Here is a 21,570-nt window from a genome sequence, read left to right on the forward strand (position 1 = left end):
ACGGCGGGAAACGAAAACACCACGTGGCGGTGGCTGTCAGGGTGGGTCTCCGAACGAACAGGCGGGTGCGTTACCCCGTCATGCCGCCACCCGAGGATTCTTCACACGGCCCCAGACCGAGCAAGCGGTATACTGCATGAAATCAACAGAATGAGCGTTATCGTGCGCTGCACGTTGCGCGGCGCGCGTGTCAGCGCAACTGGTCGGCCCCTCCGGGCGCGAACTACGCTCGCCCATGCCCGCGAAGGCCCCCGAGGCGCGCCGCGTCGTCGCGCGCGCTGTTGCGCTCGGCGCCGAGAGTCCGCCAGCCGCGCCGCGCCGAAGGCGCCACGTTGGCAGGTCGCGGCGCCTCCTGGGCCCTCTGCCCGGTTCCCACCAACGTCCTCTCGCTCGAAGGGGCCTCGGCAACATCTCGGTGGTGCGCCCATACTCGCCCTCGCGCGCGCTGGGGTCGCCGCCGCCGAGCGTCGTGGACACCGCCAAAACCTTTCAAATCCAGGCCCGCGGGTGGTGTCGCTCGTGGGCCTCCGCGGCGCCAGGAAGACCAGCCACCATCGGCGCGGCCCTCGCGCCGCGCGCTGCGCGTCCCGTTCGTCGAGGCTCGACGTACGCATCGCCAAGCGCGCGGCGATGAGCCTCAACATAGTCTTAAAGATGCACGGCGGGGCGTCGTTTCGCAGGCTCAGGCGAGAGGTGCTCACCGACTTCCTCGCGGAGGGCCATACCTGCCTCGCCACAGGGCGGCTCCTCGCTGACCGCACAGAGACACCACCGCCACCCTGCTTTGGGAGACCTTACGCCGTGGCTCACGCGCGCCTGGAGACCACTTTCATGGCATGGTGGCCCAGGGCGTTGGGCGCCCCATGAAGGGCCGGGACGACGCGATGAACGAGGCTCGGCGCTCCTGCGTGAGCGCGCTCCGCTGTAGGGCCGCCGAGGCGCCCGGTCGGCACCGCCAGAGCGCGACGCGAGCGCCGTGACCGCGCTGCTCGTCCCAGCGCGCTTCCCGAGCCTCCGCGCGGCGTCGGCGGCCCCGCCCGCGCTTTCGGTCGTTGACGGGCCACGCCGCCCTGCTCTACCCACGCCGCTGACCGGCTCAGCGTTATCTCTCCGGCGCGTGGACATGCAGCTCCAGGCGGCGGGGCAAAGCGGCGCTCCTGGGCCCTCCGCGAAAGAGGTGGTCGCGACCGCGTCGACCGAGGGCCTCCATTTCGGCGCGCGCTGCCCACGCCCGCGACGAGGGCGGCCGCGCTGCCTCCGCGCGATGTCGTTCGCCGAGCGCGGCAGGGCTCCCTCCGCGCGATGCTCGAAGGCCATCTCCCTCAGAGAGCGCGGCAGAAACCATCAGAATCACGATGACCAGCGGCGGGAGCTTCCAGTCCGACGCAAAGTTCGACATCGACGGCGCCACTAGGACGCTCTCCTTTTGCGCCGATCTCAGGAAGCGGGGCGACGCCCGCCCGCCAGCCGACGGCGACGGCGTACTATCCCAGGCGCAGCGCTCGGCTGTTTGGCGCGCATGTACACCCCGCCGCAGCATCGCCGTGCACGTAGACGCGTTCAACTTCGCCACCAGACCTCTCGCGGAGAAGGCCGCCACCGCGCTGCTCGCGGGGATGCCTGCTCATTACAGCCCGCGACCAGCGCGGCGCTCCGTCGCGCACATCACCGGCTGCTCATCCAGGTCAGCGCGCTCCCCACCGACGCATTCTCGCTCCCTCATGGGCAGCGCGGGCGCCCTTCCACCTCACCTCGAGGCGCAAGACGTAACTCGCGTTCACCGGCAGCAGCAGCACCGCGCGCTCCGCGCCGAGGCCTCGGTCATCGACCACGCGGTATGCGCCTGAACGTCGAGGCCGACAGCCTGAACGCAGCCAGTCCTCAGGCCCGACATCAGCTCGGCTCAAATCTCGAGACCTCTTCCCGACCGACATCGCGCGCGACATCAGCAGCAGAAGACCGGGCAGAAGTGCACGGCCGTTCGGCGCGTCTGCGTGCCGCGAGCCGCCTCACCAAGGATCGCCCGATCTCCTCGCCAAAACGCTCGCACCATCAAAGGTCAGCGTGCCGACCCGACGGCGGCGAACAGCCGGGACCGCTAGAGCGCATAGGAATGTCCGCGACGTCCGCCGAGGGCGCCAAGCGCATCCAGGCCGCCGCCAAGCTCGTCTTCAGCGATCCCGACCAGGTGGACCCGCTCGGCCGGGACAGCGACCAGGGGTTCTTCTTGGGCCCCCTGCTCTTCGTGCAGGGAATGGCCGGCGTCGTGGACGTAGTCCACTCTCACGAGGTCTTGGCCCCTGCGCGACCGTCATGCCGTACGAGCCGGCGCAGGCAGAACGCCACGCGCCTCGTCGCCGCGGGCGGCGGCCCGGAAGCTCGTCAGCAGCGTCTACTCCGACGATCCGCCTTCGCCGCAGCCGTAGTCCAGCTCCAGCGGCCTTCAATAACGGCGTAGTCCTCGGATCGCGCAAGGTCGCCTCCCGGGCGATCGCCCCAGGAGCTCGTGATGCCGCACCTCCTCCACAGCGGCCCCGGTCAGGCGGCCAGCGGCGAAAAGCTGGGCAAGCGCCATGACCTCCCATTCACCATGCAGCGCACACGGCCCGTACAGGGTGAGCCGGGCGCTCCCTCGACCCGCTCACCGGCAAGCGCACAGGGTCCCGCCCTCACGGGAGGCGTTCGGGCGCAGGCACGAGAAGGAGCCCGCGCACCTCTTTCGCCACGGCGGCGGAGCGCGTCGTCAGCCTCTCATGAACGCGGGGTCACCGCGCCCGCTGATCGAACCTTTGCCCTCGCGGCCACGGACCTGGTAGGCCGCCAGCTGCATCAGGCTCTTGTGGCCCCACGGTCTTGGTCCGCGTCACCGTCCAAGCGAGAGAGTGGCGCGGCCTTGGCTTCCAGCAGGACCTTCTCCACAGCCAGCCTCGCCGTCGTCAGGCGCGTAACAACGATGCCCGTCCCAGCGCATGACGAGGTGCCCGCCGCCGCTGCCTACCACCACGCCGCTCATCGCGGCGGCCCAGCAGCACCAGCCCGAAGACCTCCTCGTCGAAAACGGGCCGCGCCTTCAGGCTCAGCGCCGCCGTCAGCGTTCCAGCCGACCATCGTCCACGCTGCGTCGCGAAGCTACCGCGTCGCCCCCGCGAACTTTGCGAGGTGACGTCGAGCCGCGACCCGTCGCACAGGGCGCTTGTGGAAGCCGGATCGGGCGCGCAGGGCGTGGCCGAGGCGCGCAGCTCGAAGGCAGCGCCGCGCTCGCGGGCCGTCGCGCTCAGAACCCACGCAGCGCCAGGAACCGCCTCGGCGAGCGCCGGCGGTGTGGGCAGCGCGAAGCGGCGCGGACGGCGCAGGCGGCGCGGGCGGCGCCGGAGGTAGCGTGGGGCGCAAGACGTAGGCGCCCCAAGCGTCGAGCCAAGGCCCACACCGAGGCTCAGGACACAGGAGGCGGGGCGAGCGGCATGCGGGGTGACCGGCGGAGCGAGGCGGAGCTTGGCCCTGCGTAGCGCCCACTCTCGCCCCAGCTGGGGCGACCGCGGGCGTAAGCCCGCGCCACGGACCCCGTGCGTGGGAATGCACGCCCAGGGCGACTGGGCCGGGCCGACGTACCGCTCAGCGCTTCCTCGGCGAGGATGATGATCGACGGCGCCTCGCCGCCGAAGAAGACGCCCGGTCTGATGCGCCCCGAGACCTCGGCCACGCGGAACCCCGCGTCGTTCAGGAGCTTGCCGGCTCGTACAGCGAGTAAACGCGCACCGAAATCTCGATCTCCTGGAACGCCCGTCGTCCATCATCATCGTGCGCTTCCTGCCCCAGAGCGCGAGGATGGAAGTCGAGGCACTCGTCCATGCAGATACCTGTCGCCTCCGAACCAGACGAGCGACGGCACGTCGGGCGGCTTAATAAGCGCGGTTGACCACCTCGGCAGGAACTGCCGCGCCCTATCTTCAGGGCGCGGTACGTTGCCACGACCGTCGCGTTCTTCTCTTCCTCTGAAGAACCCGAAGCTCGTCTGCCAGCAGAGCCCATCGAACGCGTCCTCGGGGTCATCTCGCGCATGTCGCCCGCACGAAGTTGAGCTTCTGGTTCCGCTCCTGGCCTCGTCGGAGGCGCGCGCGCGAGCATCGCCAGCGACAGGTCGAAGCCGATCACCTGGCAGGCCGCGCGCGGGCGAGCCCGATCGCGTGCCGTCCGCTCCGCACGCGAGATCGAGCACCGTGGCCCCCTTCGCGACGCCCAGGCTCTCCTCGTGGAACGTAGCCTCGGCCGCGTCCCGATCGGTCACGGACCCGGTGGTCCGCAGGTAGTCGTCGTTGAAGGCCCCTCCACGCGGCTCGCCTCGGCGCTTGCCGTCGAGCGCGCCACCCGGCCCGAAGGCGGCGTCGCGGCGGCGCGGTGGGGGTGGCGCCCACCCGGGGCCGCCACTCCGGCGAGCACCTCATGGAGCCGGCGTCGAGACGACCGAGACGGGCTGCGGCGCGGCCGGCGTGGGGAGGGCGGCCGGGGGCAGCGACTCCATGCCGACATCCCGGGAGCGCCACGGCGAGAGAGGCGCTGAGGACGGGCACCGTGGGGAGCGCGGCGCGGACGCGGCGCCACGGGTCGGCGGCGCCGCGGCGAGCACGGGCAGCACTTGACCGGTGCGGGCGCGGCGGCGGAGCAGAATCGCGGGGACAGCTTCGCGCCCACGGCAGGCACCATCGAGGCGGTCGCCGGCTCGACGAGGAGCAGATCTCGGGCTCGACCCCGCGGTTCGTTGATGTCAGAGCCTGCGCCTTCGTCTTCCCCGTCTGGGCTCCAGGGAGTTTACCTCGACGTCGGCGGGGACCGACCTGCCTCCGCCGGGCGCCTTCGGACCGGCCGAGATTGCGCGGTGGCGGCAGGGGCGCCCTCCGCGCGTGGGGCGCTCGCCTCGCGGAGCTCGATCGCCGTCGGTTGCCACGGGTCCAGCTGTCCTCTTCGGCGTCGTCGCGAAGGCCCCCTCGGAGCTCCTCAGGCGAGGCCTCGTCGCCCAAAACGGGGGCACCGAAGGGAGGAAGGTCAGGCGCGATCAGCGGGATCGACGCGGAAGCGCTCACGGATTTCCGCTGCCGTCAGCCGGGCCCGGCGGGGGGCACTAGTGTCGGGAGGCGCTTGGGGCGCCGCCCTCCGCCACGATCTGCCGCTTTGCGAGACCGGCTGAGGTCGTCGGCTCGCTACCTCCAGGCCCTCCGCGACCTCGTCGTCGGGATCCGCAGCGTGAGCTTCGGGCGCACGCAGCTTTCTTCTGCGAGTCGGCTTCGCCTTCGCCGCCTCCGGGTCTCCGACGCCGGGCGCGACCGCGCTCGGGCGCGCTCGCCTCGACGGCGTCCGTCGAGCTCGACCGCCACTCGACCTCTTCCAACGACTGCCGGCTGGCGGCTGGGCTCGTGTCTCGTCGCCAGGGGCGCGATTTCGACCGTCTCGTCGGGTCGAAGCTCATGCGCCTGCCTCGGCGAGGGCTTGCCCCATCTTTGATGGGCCCCTCCAGCGCGACGAACCTCGCGAAGCCCCGCCGGCTCGAAGAAACACCACGGCGGTGGAGCCAAGGTGGAACATACCGAGTCCGCTGCTCGAGCTCCGAGCGGCGCTTCGAGCGTGTGCGGTGCCACGGCACGTCGCGGGCGTCGAAGTGCGTCACCGTGATGCGCCCGACGACCATGGCCGCCACCATGACGACCGTGATGCGCCCGAACGACTCGGTCTCGTCGTCGAGGGCGACCCGGCGGTTTCGGACGAACGAGTTCGGGCACGCCAGGTCGAGCCCGATGGGGTCCACCGGGAAGTAGTCGCCCGGCATCGAGCGGACGCACACGAGCTTGCCGCGGCGGGCGTGTGGACTCGGTAGTAGTCGGCGCGAGCTGCAGGCGACGACACACCCGCCCCCCCACGTAGCGCCGGGCCTCGTCCCGATCCCTACGAACTCGGCGTCGACCCGGTAGGGGCGGCCCTTCACGAGGTAGAGGGAGTCGGCGGTCACGACCCCGGGCGACTCCAGCCGGCCGTCGGCGGGGAAACCCACGTGGCGCCGTCGGCCAGCGGTCGGCGCCGTCGCGCAGTCGGCGCGTAAAATGGTCAGCTCGCCCACCGGTCGGGCGCCTCGCACTCCTCGGGGCCCGTCGTAAGCACGGCAGTACGCGCCGAGCACCGCGCGCTCGAGTGGGCGCGGCCACTGCACGTCGGCGAGCTGCCCCATGAGGAGATGTTCGCTCTCGCGGCATCACTCGCAAGAGCTGGGCGGAGGGCATACGTGAGCTTCATCGGGGAGACTTCATCGGGGGCTTCATTCGCGCACCTCACGGCAGCTCACCGGGAAAGAGCGAGGGTCACCGTCCTAACCTTCGCCCGCCGCGCGGGTCAATCCGCCGAATCGCGGGGCGGCGCCGTGCGCGCGCCCGTTGCAGAGCGGTCGACGCCATTCACGCCGGCATCACGCCGGCCGGGGCCCCGCCTTTGGGGCCACGCGACTCCTTATCGAACGGATCCTCGCCGATCCTCGGCGACAAGGACTCCGCGCCAGGCTCGTCCCCCCTTCGCCTGAGCACGCGCCCCGGAGGGCCCACCACGGCGCGAAGCTGGAGGCGACGTCTCGCGGCTCGCGCACGAGCGGCCGGCCTCGTCGAGGCGCTCGAGCGCTTGAGGATCCGCCCGCGGCGCGCGCAGCGCCGGATCGTCGGCGGTTCCTCGGCCCCGTCGACCCGATCGCCCCCCCAAGCTCCGCCGCGGCCGCCGCGGCGTGCCCTGCGCGAGCAGCAGCTCGGCGACCGCACGCGATCGCGGGCGAGGTGCCCGGGTTAGCCTCGCGGGCCTCGCCGGGCCCTCTCGCCGGTGCGGGCTCCGCGCCAGCTCCGGGAGCTGCGCTCGCCACTCCGCGTCCCACGCGGGGAGATCGCGCTGGGTGACGAACTTCAGCGCGTCATCGACTGGACTGCCCGTTCTTCGGCCGCAAGCAGCACCCTGGGAGCGTGTCTGTCGCCCCGAGGCGAAATAGCGAACGAAACTGGTCACTCCCGAGAACGCGACCTGGCCGCCTCGGCGCTCAGCATCGCGATGCTGGGCCCGAGCTTGTCAGGCGGCAGGTCAGCTTCCGGGCGACGCCGCGGACGACGATGCGCGTCCGCCGACAAGTCGTCGAACGAGGACGGCGCGCGCCAGCCTCCTGACGCTGCGAGCCCCTCCTGGAGCCAGAGCGGCGCGCGGTCGGCCGCGGCGCGGGTGATCGCGAGGTGCGTGAGCAAACGGGGCCACCGTGTCGCGCCAAGGGTAGCCGTGTCGCGCCGCCCGCGGACTGAGGGCGTCACCTTGCCCCACTTCGCGATCGCCCTTGGTCCCGGTCGTGCGCCGCCTCGTAAGGCAGGCCCGTCATCGCCGAGAGCGAGAGGTGGTCCACTCACCACCACGGAGCCCGGGTAGGGCGGGGCCAGTCGACGCCGATCCGCCGTGAGCATCGCCGGGCGCGCTCGATCGTCTCGACGAGCAGCGGGAAGAGCGTGGCGTCGTGCTCGTCTTGGAACTTCACTTCGACGCCGCGGGCAGCGTCGCGGCACGACCACGCCGGCCGTGGCTCGCACCCGCGCGCCACGTCGGCGGAGGGCCCGCGTTCTCGTCCGCTGCCTGCAGCTCGCGTCGCGCGAGGGGCGTCGTGGCGGATCGCAGTCTCCCGTGACATGGCGGCCAGCCGGGCTCGGGCCAGGCGATCTCGGGACCCTCGAGGTCGGCCCCTCGAGCTTTTGGCCGCGAGGTCGAGGTCGAGCCGCGTCGTGAGACCGAACGCCGTCCGCGCCTGCGACGGCAGCGCCAGCGAGAGCCAGCGAGCGCGGGCCCTGCGGGCAGACACCGGGCGCCGGCGCCTTCCGCGCGCACGCGCCGACCGCCCAGGCTGAGCGCGCGGACGCCGCGACGAGGAGGGCGAAGAGGAAGAGCCGCTGGCAAAGGTCATCGGAGGAGGCCCTCTGCGTACCGTGTCCGGCGTCCCGCTGGCGGCCAGCGGCGGGCTGCCCCAGCCCTCGCAGCACCCGCTTCCTGAACTCCTCAGTCCCCTTGTAGGCGTCGGCCTTGGGGGGATCGGGGGTCGCGCCGTCGGCGCCGCTTGCGGTTGAGGTCGACTTCCCCGTCGTCGTTCGAGGAGCCGAGCGCCCGCCGGGCGGCCTCGAGCTTCGCCTGCCTCCTCGCTGGGCGCTCTGCCCGCGTCGCGTCGCCGTGCTTCAGCGCCTCTGCCGCCTCCCGCGCCGCGCGAGCGGCCTCGCGGAGTCCGTCGAAGGAGGCCGGCTCGGGGAGCGCACCTCCCCATCGCCCTTCCCCCAGTTTCTCCTTTGCTTCAACAGATCCGTGGCCTTGTCCGAAAGCTGTCCCTCGGCGCTGCCGTGCCCGCGCCAGATCCGCGCGCGCTGGGCCCGCGCCTTCATCTGGGCCAGGCGATCCTCTGCCCACCGCAGCTCGGGCCGAGCTTCCTCTGGGCCTCGTCGAGGATCTTAGGAGCGCCGCTGCGGTCAGTCCGCCGCGCGAGGCGAGGCGCTTCGCCTCCTCGAGGGCAGCCATCGCGCTCCGCCGCCGGAGACGGCATCGGCCGGGCTGGCCTGCTCGAGCGGACTGGGCCATCTGCTCGCGAGGGCTCGCGGAGGCCGCGCCCCCTGCTCGTCCACAGGCCGCTCCCCCGCCGACCGAGGCAGGTCGCGCACCGCCTCGCGCACGCGTCCGCGTGCTTCTTGGCCTCTTCCATGAGCGCCTTTCGGTCTTCTTCGAGGCGCCCTCGGCGGCGCCTGCTCGACCTTGGCCCATATTCTCCGCGTGCTCTGCCGCGGGCGATCGAGCCCTGCGCGGCCTCCTTGAAGGCGCGCTCCGCGTCGCTGCCTCGCCCTTACCCCCGAGCCAGAGCCGTCGCCCTCGCCTTCGCCCTGGCCGGGCTGGCCGCTGGACTCGCCGCCTTCGCCCTTGCCACCGCCACCCCCGCGTGAGCCGAACGAGGGATCCGGCTGGCGGAGCCGGGCCGCCAGATCGCGCGCCGCGAGCTCGGCGTGGAGCAGGTCGGCCTCCTTGCGTGTGCGTGTCACGCGCAAGAGGCCCGCCGCCGTGATCTGCCGAGATCCTGCCCGAGCCAGCCGAGCCGCTCGAGCTGGGCGTTGGCCGCCACGGAGCACCGCCTCCGCCGCGTCCATTCGGGCGCCTTTCGGCCGCCGCGCTCGCCGTCTCTCGCGCGCCTGGGCCGCGCCGACCGAGAGGTCGTCGGCCACGTCGGCGAGCCCTTCGCCGAGGTGCGCGCGTCGCGATGACCCAGGCCGCGGATCCGCGTCGACGACGAGCGCCATCTGCTCGGTCGCGGCGCGCGCACCGCGTCTCGCCTCGGCGCTCTTCGAGGTGGCCTCCTTGCGCTCGGCCGCGACCACGCCGGCGCTCGCTGGTGCGGAGTCTCGCCGACAGGCGGCTGCTGACCCTGAGCCCGGAGAACGACCCCCCGAGGACCTCGGAGAGCCGCTCGGCTGCCTTGCTCGACAGCTCGTGGAGGCGCGCGGCGTCGATCGCGTCCTGGCCGGCCTCTCCGTGGCGGAGGCGGTACGCGAGCGCGTCTACGTAGGCCGCCGCACGGCCCGCAGCGCGTCGAGGCGCATCGCCTCCGGCTCGCCCACGTCGGGCGGCACCACCGTGAGGGCCTCCGCTCTCGCCCCACTTCGGGCCGGTGATCGGGTCGTTGTCCTTCGCCGCGACCCTCACCTCCACCGGCACGTGGCTCCGCTTGAAGAAGGGATCGGTGGGCCGCAGCACGTGGCCGCCGCGATCGGTGCGCGTCTCGCCGTCGAGCCGTGACAGCACGCGCCGCTCCTGCGCGCCCGGCGCGCAGGACGAGGTGGACCTCCCGCAGGCCGTGGTCGTCTTCGGCATGGTAACGTCTGGGATTTCAACGGAATCTGCGTCTCGTGCGAGCGAGATTATGCGCGGGCGCCCTCGAGGTGACCACGGCGTGGCGCGTCGGGGATCGAGGTCACGCGCGTGCGCCGGCTCTTCGATCACCACGTCGCCGAACCGCGCGACCACTCCCGGAGCTCGGCGGTGTCGGCGAGCGACCAGCGGCCACCACCGCGCCCGTGCCGTCGTCGACGAACGGGACCTCGACCTTGCCGTCGGTCATCGCGAGCCTGCGCCCGCTGTGGATGGGGGTGCCGCGAAAGGAGAGCAGCGTGCCGCGCGGCAGCTCGAGCTCCTCGCCGTAGGGCTCATGGCGCTCGCCGCGGTGGAGGTAGTCCGGCGCGCGCGCGGAGAGCTCCGGCTGCGCGAGCCACACGAGGTCGACGGGCGCGCGGCCCCCCCGGGCCACGAGCACGTCGGCGCCCTCGACGAGCCCCCACGGGTTCTGGGCGCACGAGCCCGCGGCGACCGCGACCACGAGCCCGGCGCCGACGCGGAAGCGGAACGCGAGCCGCCGCGCCCGCCCGACGACCTGGCCCTCGGGGATGGCCGCGAAGGCCCGCGCGACGTGGAGCTCGGCGAGCTCCCGGGAGGTGCCGTCGCGGGTCTCGAGCAACGTGAGCGCACGGCGGCGCGCTCCGCCTCCGGCCGGCGCCGCGGGGCGCACGATGTGGTTTAGGACCTCGCGGGGTCCGGAGGCCCGTCTGCGCGCGCGCACGTCCAGCGTGAGGAGCGCGGCGGCGAGCGCCACCAACGCGCCCAGCGCGCCGCTGCGCGCGGGCACCGTGCCACCCCGAGCGAGCAGCAGCCCCAGCACCAACGCGAGGGCGATCACCGCGTAGCGGAGGCGCGCGCGTGGGGCGGCGAGCTCCTCGCGGAAGGCGCGGAGGTGGGAAGCGAGCGCGTCGGGGAGCCCGGGCACGGAGGTGACGGTACCAGCCCCCGCGCGCGCGCGCCAAGCCGGCGAGCCCACGCGCGCGACCTCAGTAGCCCGGGGGCCCCGAGGGGACGACGGGCCCCGACGGCGCCGGGCTCGGTGGGCCCGGCGGGCTCGGTTGCAGCGGGAACGCGGGCATCGGGAAGGGCGCGCTCGGCCACGCGGTCGGGAGCTGAAAGCTGGGAGGGCCGTCGGGGGAGAGGCGGGGAGGGCGAGCGAGGCAGCGGGGGCGCGCCTGAGCTGCTGCTGGGGACGGCGGCGCGCCGCTCGGTGTTGGCGGTGCGCCGCTCAGCCTCCGGCGCCGCGGTCGCGGGCCCGGCGGCGTCTGGAGGAGGGACGTTTCCCAGCGGCGGGGTGGTGAGCGGCCGACCGGGTCCGTCGCCCGGCGCGACGGTCGGGGAGCGGGGGCACGACGCCGAGGCCGGGCGGCGGGGGCGCAGGGGTGGAGCCCGTGCCCCGTCAGCACGACCGCGGCCGCGATCCGCGCCGGGAGGAGCGAGCCCACGATCAGCCCGGGGGATGAGGCGGGAGGCTCCGCCGCCGCGCGGGTTCGGCGCGACGCCGGTCCGGAGGAGCGTGAGCGTAGGGAGCTTGTGCGCGAGGCGCGTGAGGCGCGTGAGGCGCGTGAGGCGCGTGAGGCGACGCGAGGACGGGCGCGAGCGCGGTCCCACGCGCCTCGGCCGGAGCCGCCCACGCCGCGTCGCCAGGGGGCGAGGAGGCGCGCGGGGCGGGTTGTGGAGGTGGCGCGGAGCCTTCGGTCGGTGCAGGGAGCGGGAGGGGCGCCCCCATCAACGTGCCCGTGCCCGCCTTCGCGGCGAGCTCCGCGAGTCGCGCGGAGGAGAGCGATCCGGCGCGCGCGTCCGCCGCGGCCTCGAGCGCGAGCCGCATCTCGGCGGCGGAGGCGAAGCGGAGGCTCACGAGGGAACGCCATCGCTCGGTGCACGAGGCCGGCCAGCTCGGGCTTCACGCCCGGCGCGGCGCGCACGAGCGGCACCACCTCGCCGCGCGCTCGATCTTGAGCGCGATCACGCGGCCGTCGTCGCCGGACACCGGCCGCGCCCCCGCGAGCATCTCGTAGAGCATCACGCCGACCGCGTAGATGTCGGCCCGCGCGTCCACAGCGTCGGCGGAGTACGCCTGCTCGGGCGCCATGTACTCGGCGGTGCCCATGAGCACCCCGGCGACGGTGAGGTTTCGGCCCCCCGCGCCCTCTCGTCGGAGCTTCGCGATACCGAAGTCGATGAGCTTCAGCACCGGACGGTCGCCGACGTAGGTCACGAACACGTTCTCGGGCTTCAGGTCGCGGTGCACGACGCCGTGGGCGTGCGCGGCCTCGAGCGCGAGGAGGATCTGCCGCGTGTATTCGCAGGCGGTGGAGGCATCGAGGCGGCTCTGTCGATCGAGCATGTCCGCGAGCGACTCGCCCTCGAGCAGCTCGATCACCATGAACGCGACGCCGTCGGCGGTGCGCTCGACGTCGATCACGTGGGCCACGTTCTCGCTGCGGATCCGCGCGGCGACCATCGCCTCTTGCATGGCGTTCGATCAGCCTCGCGACGCGCCAGCTCGGCGTGGAGGATCTTCACGGCCACCCGCGTGCCGAGCACGAGGTGCTCGCTTCGAAGACAGCGCCCATGCCGCCTCGCCGAGCAAGCGCCCGAGCTAGTACTTCGAGGAGAGGACCTGCCCTGAGCCGACCACGGCAGCCCTTTAGCACCCGGCGCGCGCGCCCGCCCGAGCGCGGGCGCCGGCGCTCGCCGCTCGACGTCGGTCGTGGTCGTGTCCGTGGCCTGACCGAACGGCGATCGGCTCCGTGCGGACACTCCACGGCGGGGGCGAGGTCAAGCCAAGCGGGGTCGAGTCGAAGCTCCGGCCGCGCCGGCGCCACGCAGAAACCCCGCGGCCTCGTTCACGCCGCGTCGTGCAGCGGCGGGGGCAGGGAGGGGCTCGACCGCTTCTGGAGGACCGAGAACGCGGTCTCGGCGTCGTCGATCTGGGAGAACATCGGCACGAGCTCGTCGCCCGGCGGCTGCGCCTCGCCGAACGCGCCGCTCGCCGCCAGCGCGCGCGCGCGCGGGCCATCGAGCACGAGGAAGAGATCCTCGAGGCGGCGCATCGACGAGTCCGAGGGGGCGGTGATGACGTAGGCGATGCACCCCCGATCGAGGGACAGCTCCTCGTGGCCGCGGCGGATGAGCACTCGGCGGTTCGTGACGAAATACCGGGTGACTTTCGCGAGCTGCCCCGGTTTCACCCCACGACGCGTAGGCGACCACGAGCGATGCGCCGACCGCGAGGAGCGCGCCGAGCGCCACCGAGCCCGCCAGCACGCCGAAGGTGGTGGCCGGGAGGACGTGGAGGCGGAGCACCCGGAGCAGCGCGGGGACCGACCGCATGAGGCCGCGCGCCGCCGCGAGGAAGAGCACCGCGGCGAGCGCGGAGGCGAGGGCGCGACGGACCGTCCAGCGCGCAGCCCGCGGCGTGCCGGACCACAGCACTCGCTCTCCGACGTCGAGGCGCTGGGCGAGAGGTCGTTCGCCGTCGCCGAGGGTGGCCGAGGGCATCACGCCGCGCACCGCCGCCCACACGCGATCGGGGCTCTCGAGATCGACGAGCACGAGCGTGAGCGTGCGGCGCAGCGCGCCGGTCGGGACGGCGCGTACAAGCACCAGATCGCCCACGCCGGGCGCGCGAGGGTTCCAGCGTATAATTGCGTAACTAATGGTGAATCTGTCGATCGTTCGGCGGAAGCGGCCGCGGCTCACGACCACGTGCCCCTCGGTCACCTCGTAGGTGAGACCGGCGCGGTAGAGCCTCGGCCCCTGCCACAGCGCGAGCGCGGCGGTCGCGCACCAGGCTGCGCCCAGGAGCAGGCCCGCGTAGGTGGCGTGCAGCGCGAGGGCGGACACGATGGCGAACCCGACCAGCATGGCCGCGGCCGACGCGGCGGCGGCAGCGGCGAGCAGGTAGGTCCGTGGGCGGGGCACGACCTTGGGCCGACCCGACCACAGGATGGGTTCTCCGAAGAGGGAGTCACGCGCCATGAGCCGGTGCCTCTCCCGGGCACTCCCTCGATTGTGGTGCCGCGCGAGCGCCGTGTAAAGCCCGGCTCGCGCAGCGTAGTGTCGGGCGCGACGCGCTGCTAGAGACCGCCAGAGATTGCGTAGACCCGTCGAAGAGCGGACGCGACCCGGTGATCACGAAGACAAGCGAATATGCGCTCCGCGCAGTGGTACTTCTGACCGAGAACGAGGGCGCGCGCCTCACGCTCCAGGTGATCGCGCGCCACACGCAGGTACCGTCGAGCTATCTGTCGAAGGTGCTGCAAGGCCTCGTGCACCACGGCGTCGTCACCTCCGTCCGGGGTCCCGCCGGCGGCTTCGCGCTCGCGCGGCCGCCGTCCTGCATCACCGTACGATGTCGCACAGGCGGTCGACCATCCCGCGCATCACCTCGTGCCCGTCGACCTGCCCGAGCACGCGCGGGCGCTCTGCCCGCTGCACCGTAAGCTCGACCAGGCCGCGGCGCTGCTCGAGAAGAGCTTCCGCGCCACGCCGCTCACTCAGCTACGCGAGCACGGCTCTCTCTCCGAGCGCGAGGACTGAGGCCGGAGGAGTCGTCCCAGGCGCCGCCGCCCTCGAGAGGGCGGCGCGGTCGACCAGCTCGAGTCCCTCCGAGGTGCGGCGCACCACGCCCACGCGCTCGAGGCGCCGGAGCTCACGGCACACCGACTCGTGGCGGATGGCCAGCAGCGCGCCGAGCTCTCGCTGGCGCAGGTCGCCGGGGAGAAGGTCGAGCTTCCGCGGCGCGGAGAGGCCGTCGGCGAGGGCGCAGAGGAGGGCGGCTACGCGCTCGCCTACCGTGGGGCGCCCCCGCGCGTCGGCGAGGCGCTCCATCCGCGCGAGCGCGGCCTGCTGGAGCCAGAGCAGCTCGCGGGCGAGGCCCGCCCCATCGGGCCCGGCGAGGCCTTCCTCGAGTCGCGCGGTGGGGCACGCGCAGAGCAGCGCGGGCCCCGCGGCGAACGCCGTGACGCCCGGGCGGTGAGCGAACGCGAGCGCAGAGCCGGGCCCGACGACGTCGATCACCGTGGCGCGCCCCGTCGCGTCCACGAGCTCCTTGACGATGATGCCACGCCGCACGAGCGTGAGCCCCGAGCCCGCGAGCAGGTCCGCCGGCACCGTGGCGCGGGCGACCAGGGCGCAGGAGTAGAATGGGCACGCCAGGCGCCCCCGGCAGCGCGTCGAGCAGCGAGGTCGCGCCGGGACAGTCGGGGCACCGCGTGCCGCGTTCGCGGCTGGTCAGCGTCCACGACCGCGGCGGACGATGGCCGCTCCACAGCGCTTGCTCCTCCATGGCTCCTCGGGCGCCGCGCGTGCCCACGCGTCGGCTTCGCGAGAAGCTTACCGGTCCCGCGGGCGGCGCTCGTGCGAAACGTCAAGTCCCATCGGGGGCGACCCACTCTCCACCCGGGTCGCGTACGCTTGCGCGATGGAGGCCCCCGCGAAGCGCCCCGCGTACACCCTGCGCGAGCGCGCCCTCGAGCGCTCGCTCATCTTCAATTTCTTGGTGCACGGCCTGGCGATGCTCTCGATGGCCGCGCTCCTCCTCCCGACCCTGCCGGGCGGCACGGCGACCTCCGAGGCGGCCCGCATCGCGACGATCGCGGCGCACCCGTGGCGCTTTCGCCTCGGCTGGCTCCCGTGGCAGCTCTGCGCCGTCGCCGATCTCACCATGGCGTTGGCGATGGTGCGCGTGCGCTGGCTCCCGAGCGCGGCGTCATGGAGCGTGCTCGCGCTCACGCTCGTCGCCGTCGCGCCGGACCAATACGCGCAGGCGGTGTGGGTCACTCGCGGGGTCACCCTCGCGGCCGCCGATCCGGAGGGGTACCTCGCGCTCGAGCGCGCGCTCTTCCCGCTCACCGCCGGCTGGGGCGCGCTCTTCTACACCCTCGGGGCGCTGGGGTGGACGGTGTGCTTCGCGCGCGGCGGCACGTGGTCGCGCGCGCTCACGCTCCTCAGCGGCCCAACGTGGGCGACGATGGCCGTCGCGGTGGTGTCGCCGCTGCTCCCTCCCGGCGTGCGGCCAGGCCCCGTGTTCGTGTCCGCGGCGAACGGGCTCGGGTTCTTGCAGCTCCAGGTGTGGCTCGGCCTCGTGACCGAGGCGGTGCTCTTTCGCGCCCGGCCGTACGAGGCCACGGGGCGCCTCGCGCGCTGGCGCCACCCCGGCTCAGGGCTCTTCGCCCGGCTCGCCGACGGCCTCGCCAACAGCCGCCTCGCGGGCGCGCTCCTCGAGCCGCTCCCCGAGGTCGAGATGCGCAGCGACATCCGCGATGTGGTCTATGTGAACTACCTCGTTCCGGCTGCGATGCTCGAGGCCCTGGTCCCCGAAGGGCTCGAGCTCGAGCGCCTCGGGCCGGACGGAAAGTACGCTCTCTTTACCTTTCTCAGCTACCAGCACGGCCACTTCGGCTTCGCGTTCCTGGGCCCGCTCCGGCGGCTCTTGCCGTCTCCGGTGCAGACCAACTGGCGTGTTCACGTGCGTGATCCGCGCACGGGGCACGACGGGATCGCGTTCGTGACGAACGCGATCTCGAGCGTGGTGCCCGCGCTGGGCGCGAGGCTGCTCACCGAGGGGATGCCGATGCACGTCCTCGAGCGCGCGGAGGTGACGCGCGCGGAGGACGGCGCGATCACGGTCTCGCTCCGGCCCGGCGCGGGCTCCGCGCCCGACGCCGAGCTGCGCCTCCGGCCTCGCCCCGCGCCGCACGTCCTCACGGGCGCGTGGGCCGAGTGCTGGTCGAGCTTCGACGCGTTCCTCGCGTACTGCGTGCCTCAAGATCGCGCGATGTCGAGCCAGCCGCTCCGCGGGCGCATCTCGCGCCAGGAGATCGACCTCGGCATCCCCCTCACGGCGTGCCGCTCCCTGGAGGGCACCGTGGTCTCGCGCGCGGCCAGGGCGCTCGTGGGCGACGCGGCGCCGCTCTGCTTTCACGTCGACCGCGTGAGCTTCTCGTTCTCGGTGGAGGCGCACGACCCAGGCCCCGACGCCGCCAAGGAGGCCTCCATGACTAGAGCGCCGAACCGCTCGATTCGCTCGGTTTTTCGCCGATTTACGCCGCCGTGCTCCGTGGCTCCTGCTCGCCCAAGCGCCGCGCTGCGAACCACCCACACGTGCAAGGTCGCCGGCGCGCTCGGCGTGCTCGTGCTCGTCGCGTGCGGTGCGCGCACGGGGGACACGCCCGACTGCGCGGAGCTTCAGGCCGAAGCGCTCGCCTTGATCGAACCACAGCGCGCCTGCACGGTCGACGCCGACTGCGTACTGTTCACGTCGCCGCTCACGTGCAAGGGCCAGGGCGTCCGCGTCGGGACCGACACCACGGCGCTCGAGGCCAAGGTCTTGGCCTTCACCGCGTGCGTGACCGCGTCCCGAGGCTGTGAGGCCTGCGCGAAGCCGGCCTACCGGTGCAAGCTGGACTATGTCGTCGCGGGCCGGGCGTGCAGCGGGGGTCGCTGCGTGAGCGACGTGGACGACTACGCGCACGCGCCGCGGGCGGCGTCGGGAGGCCGCTGAGGCGCCGCTGCCTCTCGTGTCATGGGCGCCCGCGCGGCGCGAACCCGTAGCGGTGCGTCACGAAGTGGAGCCCGAGGAAGCTCTGCTCGTGGCGCCCCACCAGCGAGAAGCGCACGCCGCGGGTGGCGTCCCAGTCCGCGGCCTCCTCCGGGTCACGGGGAGCGGAGAGCGCGAGCCGCTCGCCGAAGGGAGAGCGCACCGCGAGCCCCGCGAGCACGAGCCACACGCCGACGGGGCCGCGTCCGCGCGACGCGGCGGGCTCGGACGTGAGCGCCACGCAGACGATCTCTCCGACCTCCGACGTGGTCACGGCCTCGAGCCGGAGGATGCCGAGCACATGGCCTCCAGGCATGGGGAACGCGGCGCTCATGAAGCGCTCGTCGCCTCGGGTGAGCGTGGCGTACGCGACGGCCTGCATGACCTCGCCCGTGCCCGCGTAGGTGCGGAGCACGGCGCGCGCGGCGTCGCGTCCGTCGCGGCCTTCCGCGAGCCTGACGACGCGCGTGCGGATGTGCGCCTCGTGGACCGGCAGCACGAACTGCCCGATCGCCCGCAGGATCGGGCGCACGAGCCGCCACAGGCGGGGGAAGCGCCACTCGCTGCGCACGTAGAGGTCGAGCGAGGCCGTGTCCTCGAAGAAGGCCGTGATCGCCGGGTGAACCCGCTCGGGCGCGAGGCCGGGACCGGCGAGCTCGGCGATGCGGTCAACGACGCCGCGGGGAGCGTCGGCCCCGTCGCCCGCGCCGCGCGGGTCCGCGAGCGCGCCGCGCTCGCCGAAGAAGGTCGCGCCCACCCGCAGGCCTCCCGAGAAGCGGCTCGTCGGCGGGCGCATCAGCCGGGACGACCGGAAGGCATGGCGCGCGCGGCCCGAACCGGCCAGGATGGACCGCGTCCCTGAGCCAGGCGTGATCCAGCCGGGCTGGGTCGCGTGGATGACATCCCCCAAATACCCCGATAGACCCACGTGTGCGACACGCGCACACCCTGGCACCGAGCTTGCAAACTCCGCCACATCTTCCGCCCCGAGGTCCCCATGCGCATTCGACCCATCTTCGCCCTGCTCCCCGCCCTGCTCCTCGCCGCTTGCTCGGCGCAGACCGACGGAGGTGAGGAAGACCTCTCGAAGACCGGGGAGGACGACTTCACGAGCAACCAGGCGACCCTGCTCGACTTCGAGTTCGACGGCCAGGTCACCGCCACCTCGGTGTTCAACGCGCAGAGCCTCATCAACGATCAGATGCTCTACACGATCGGCCAGCTCAACGGCTCGAAGGCCGTCGGTCGGCTCGACCGCCTCGCGCTGACGAACGTGCAGAAGACCACGGCCGACGGCAAGACGACGATCAAGTACCACGCGAAGCTGCCGGTCGCGTGGGGCACCAAGACGAACCTGCCCGCGAGCTACGAGCTCATTCTCCCTGCAGACGCGAGCTTCGAAGGCCAGGAGGCGTTCACGAAGGAGTACCTGCATAGCTGTGTCGACTTCGGCGCCCACGACGTCGACGCGGGGAGCATGTGGTATTATTACCGTCCCGCGCGGAACGGCTGCCAGCTGAAGCCCGCCGACGTGCAGCGCTTCACGGCCAAGGTCACCCCCTCCACCGAGAACTCCACCGGCCGGTACCCCGAGTACAACAAGGTGTGGGAGGACGGCGCCCTCAACGTCGTCGCCATCTTCGGCAAGTACGAGGACGGCAAGACCAGCGGCGACGCCGGCATCGACGCGTACAACCGCTTCGTCCGCGAGGCGCGCGGCGCGCTCGGCGGGGCCGTCACGACCGTCCCCGAGACCGTGCCGCAGACCCCCGGGGTGGGCACGCCCGACGTCACGATCAACGCGACCCTCCCCGACGGCAAGAAGGTCTCGATCACGGCGCTCCTGGTCGACAATGTCCGCACGGCCGACGCGCGCTTCAACGAGCGCTACAACGCGCTCTCGACCGACGCCGACCTCATCGTGTACGGCGGCCACGCGGGGCTCGGCCAGAACGTCCGCGCCCTCGCGCAGAAGGGCACGTGGAAGGCTGGCAAATACGTCATCGTGTTCATGAACGGCTGCGACACGTTCGCGTACGTGGACGGCTCGCTCGCCCAGACCCGCGCGCGCATCAACCCGGACGACCCCACCGGCACGAAGTACATGGAGTTCGTCACCAACGCGCTCCCGGCCTTCTTCTCGGAGATGCCGAACTCGGCGCTCACCATGATCAAGGGCCTGCTCCGCCACGACTCGCCGATGACGTACGAGCAGATCTTCACCGGCATCGACGACTCGCAGGTCGTGGTCGTCACCGGCGAGGAGGACAACACCTTCAAGCCCGCGGACGCGCCGCCGCCTGCCGGCTGGCAGGGTGTCACCGCGCGGGTCGATGGGCTCGCCCGCGCCGCCGAGCGCCGCTTCGACACCGGCGTCGTGCAGCCGGGCCGCTACGAATTCAAGATCACCGGGACGGGCGACGCGGACCTCTACGTGAAGGTCGGCGCCGCGGTCGGTGGCCGCGTCTACGACTGCCGCCCCTACAAGTCGGGCTCGACCGAGACCTGCGTCGTGACCGTGCGGACCGCCGCCAACATCTCGAGCATGGTCCGCGGCTACGCCGCCACGTCCAGCGTCGAGTACTCGGCGAAGAAGCTGTAGCCGCGCGCCACCGCGCTCCGCGAGCCTGCCCTCCGCGGGGCGGGCTCGCGTGTTCTTGTGGCGCCCGCTCAGTCTGACGACGGCTCGTCGCGCTTGGCGGTTGCGTCAGGCGCGGGCGGCTCGACGGCCGCGCGGGGAGGGGCGTCGGCGGGCGAGGGCTCACCCGCGTCGTCGCGCGGCGCGTGGGCGAGATCCAAGGCCGCGCCCCCGGCCGCCGAGACCGCTGCGTTCACGAGGCGGATCGACGCGTACACGCTCGCGACGCTGGCGTCGTGCACGGCCCTCACGATCGCGGTAGGGGCCGCGAGGGCGGGGGAGCCGGCGGTGATCGCCGTGAGGATGTCGAAGGGTCGAGCGGCGGTGGCCTCGTGCACCTCCTGCACCGCGCGCGAGCCGTGCTCGACCACGTCGGTCGCGAGGTCGAGCAGCCCGCGGAGGCGGCGCGAGGGGCCCGGGACTGGCGGCCGATCGTTCGTCGAAGTGTCGGAAGTTGCTTCGGAAGTTGGCGTCGCGCGGTCGCCCCAACGGGCGAGCAGCGCGTCGTAGACGCGGGCGTCGTGCGCGAGCGTGACGTGGCTCATGCCAGGGAAGACCACGACGTTCTCGGGCGAGATCGGCGCGTCGTCTCGCCCCGCGAACGTGCCGCTTGGGACGGGCACGAGGGAGTCGCCGAACAGGGAAGCGAGCCACGGCTCGGCGGAGAGCGTGCCCGCGAGGAGGGTGTGGTGGATTTCCGGGAGGAGCGGCACGGGGTGCGCTGCGTCGGAGAGCCGGAGCGCGGGCTTCGGCCGCGCGCGCTCCTCGTGGCGAAGGTCGGCGTCGCCGAGGTCTTTCAAGCCGGCGCTCCGCAAATCGGCGAGCTCCCCGACGAGCCGCGTGGTGGGCTCGGGGATCGCGCCGAGCACCCGGGTGAGGAGCCGCCCCGCGCGCTCGAGCGGGGCGCCACGGTGGGGCGTGCCGACGTAGAAGCAGCGCCGGACGAGCTGGAGCCACGCGTGCTGGCCGAGGCTCGCGGTGTGGCAGGCCGCGCGCACCACGAGCCCGCCCATGCTGTACCCCACGAGGACGATCTCCGCGATGGGGCGTGGCGAGGCGGCGACGAGGCCGGAGAGCCACGCGTCGAGCGCGGCGCCGTTGTCGGGGATGGGCAACCCCGAGTTGTAGCGGAGTCGCAGCGGGATGGCGCCGACGTCGCGCGCGAGGCGCGAGCCGTAGTCGCCGCTGCCGTCGGGGAAGTCCCAGATGGTCTCCGTGCACATGAGGCCGTGCACGAAGACGGCGAGCGTGGCGGGGGCGCTCGACGCCCCGAGTACGCCACGCAAGGCCTCGGAATCGATGGGCATCTCGCGCCCGTTGTGGATGAGCCCGAGCGTGGTCGCCAGGCCGTTGCCGCGGCGCGCGAGGGTGTCGCCCACGGCGCCGTTCAGGACGGCGATCGCGAGCTCGAGCGTGTCGTTCTTGCCGCGCTTGTCGGTGCTCGTCGTTCTCGTCGGGCTCGTCGTTCTCG

12 protein-coding genes are annotated in these 21,570 nt (G+C 73.0%); 5 read left to right on the top strand and 7 right to left on the bottom strand.

Going from position 1 to position 21,570, the window contains the following annotated elements:
- Nucleotides 1–2,113 precede the first annotated feature (2,113 nt).
- Entirely contained in the window at nt 2,114–2,458 is a 345-nt protein-coding gene (locus IPQ09_26500; GenBank protein MBL0197699.1) for a hypothetical protein, read from the top strand.
- Nucleotides 2,459–5,116: 2,658 nt separating this feature from the next.
- On the opposite strand, the gene IPQ09_26505 is transcribed toward IPQ09_26500, so the two are convergent.
- The 4 genes from IPQ09_26505 to IPQ09_26520 all read right to left on the bottom strand — a co-directional run bounded on the left by IPQ09_26505 (nt 5,117) and on the right by IPQ09_26520 (nt 13,109).
- The gene (locus tag IPQ09_26505) at nt 5,117–6,214 is read right to left on the bottom strand and encodes a phosphatidylserine decarboxylase (GenBank protein MBL0197700.1); all 1,098 of its coding nucleotides are present in this window, start codon (nt 6,212–6,214) and stop codon (nt 5,117–5,119) included.
- Nucleotides 6,215–9,994: 3,780 nt separating this feature from the next.
- Nucleotides 9,995–10,840 (bottom strand): hypothetical protein, encoded by an 846-nt coding sequence (locus IPQ09_26510; GenBank protein ID MBL0197701.1) that lies wholly within the window; start codon nt 10,838–10,840, stop codon nt 9,995–9,997.
- 978 nt (nt 10,841–11,818) lie between these two features.
- The gene (locus IPQ09_26515) at nt 11,819–12,391 is read right to left on the bottom strand and encodes a serine/threonine protein kinase (GenBank protein ID MBL0197702.1); all 573 of its coding nucleotides are present in this window, start codon (nt 12,389–12,391) and stop codon (nt 11,819–11,821) included.
- 373 nt (nt 12,392–12,764) lie between these two features.
- A complete protein-coding gene (locus tag IPQ09_26520) occupies nt 12,765–13,109 on the bottom strand; it encodes a hypothetical protein (GenBank protein ID MBL0197703.1) in 345 nt (114 codons plus the stop codon).
- A 939-nt stretch (nt 13,110–14,048) separates the two neighbouring features.
- On the opposite strand from IPQ09_26520, the gene IPQ09_26525 reads away from it, so the two are divergent.
- On the top strand, nt 14,049–14,363 hold the full coding sequence (locus IPQ09_26525) for an Rrf2 family transcriptional regulator (GenBank protein ID MBL0197704.1): 315 nt from the start codon (nt 14,049–14,051) through the stop codon (nt 14,361–14,363).
- Nucleotides 14,311–14,460 carry a hypothetical protein gene (locus IPQ09_26530; GenBank protein ID MBL0197705.1) on the top strand — a complete coding sequence of 50 codons (150 nt, stop codon included), beginning with the start codon at nt 14,311–14,313 and terminating at the stop codon, nt 14,458–14,460. The genes IPQ09_26525 and IPQ09_26530 overlap by 53 nt, the downstream gene beginning before the upstream one ends.
- Here the strand turns inward: IPQ09_26530 and IPQ09_26535 are convergent.
- Entirely contained in the window at nt 14,422–15,033 is a 612-nt protein-coding gene (locus IPQ09_26535) for a Crp/Fnr family transcriptional regulator (protein MBL0197706.1), read from the bottom strand. The genes IPQ09_26530 and IPQ09_26535 overlap by 39 nt on opposite strands.
- Nucleotides 15,034–15,343: 310 nt before the next feature.
- Here IPQ09_26535 and IPQ09_26540 point away from each other — a divergent pair, with 310 nt between their 5' ends.
- Nucleotides 15,344–17,425: a DUF2071 domain-containing protein gene (locus IPQ09_26540; GenBank protein MBL0197707.1), complete on the top strand. Its 2,082-nt coding sequence runs from the start codon at nt 15,344–15,346 to the stop codon at nt 17,423–17,425.
- Between the two features lie 19 nt (nt 17,426–17,444).
- On the opposite strand, the gene IPQ09_26545 is transcribed toward IPQ09_26540, so the two are convergent.
- Nucleotides 17,445–18,257, bottom strand: coding sequence for a hypothetical protein (locus IPQ09_26545; GenBank protein MBL0197708.1), 813 nt, complete (start codon nt 18,255–18,257; stop codon nt 17,445–17,447).
- Nucleotides 18,258–18,458: 201 nt separating this feature from the next.
- Between IPQ09_26545 and IPQ09_26550 the strand changes: the two genes are divergently transcribed.
- On the top strand, nt 18,459–20,063 hold the full coding sequence (locus tag IPQ09_26550) for a hypothetical protein (GenBank protein MBL0197709.1): 1,605 nt from the start codon (nt 18,459–18,461) through the stop codon (nt 20,061–20,063).
- A gap of 68 nt (nt 20,064–20,131) precedes the next feature.
- Here IPQ09_26550 and IPQ09_26555 read toward each other — a convergent pair whose 3' ends face one another.
- Nucleotides 20,132–21,478 carry an alpha/beta hydrolase gene (locus IPQ09_26555; protein ID MBL0197710.1) on the bottom strand — a complete coding sequence of 449 codons (1,347 nt, stop codon included), beginning with the start codon at nt 21,476–21,478 and terminating at the stop codon, nt 20,132–20,134.
- Between the last annotated feature and the right edge of the window lie 92 nt (nt 21,479–21,570).

The organism is Myxococcales bacterium, assembly GCA_016720545.1.
In the GTDB taxonomy this organism is placed as follows: Bacteria; Myxococcota_A; Polyangia; order Polyangiales; family Polyangiaceae; genus JAAFHV01.

What these genes read in the sequence shown, in the direction of transcription:
- IPQ09_26505 (MBL0197700.1), bottom strand. Translation starts at nt 6,214, where the DNA reads ATGGGGCAGCTCGCCGACGTGCAGTGGCCGCGCCCACTCGAGCGCGCG.
- IPQ09_26550 (MBL0197709.1), top strand. Translation starts at nt 18,459, where the DNA reads ATGCGCATTCGACCCATCTTCGCCCTGCTCCCCGCCCTGCTCCTCGCC.
- IPQ09_26545 (MBL0197708.1), bottom strand. Translation starts at nt 18,257, where the DNA reads ATGCGCCCGCCGACGAGCCGCTTCTCGGGAGGCCTGCGGGTGGGCGCG.
- IPQ09_26540 (MBL0197707.1), top strand. Translation starts at nt 15,344, where the DNA reads ATGGAGGCCCCCGCGAAGCGCCCCGCGTACACCCTGCGCGAGCGCGCC.
- IPQ09_26500 (MBL0197699.1), top strand. Translation starts at nt 2,114, where the DNA reads ATGTCCGCGACGTCCGCCGAGGGCGCCAAGCGCATCCAGGCCGCCGCC.
- IPQ09_26515 (MBL0197702.1), bottom strand. Translation starts at nt 12,391, where the DNA reads ATGCAAGAGGCGATGGTCGCCGCGCGGATCCGCAGCGAGAACGTGGCC.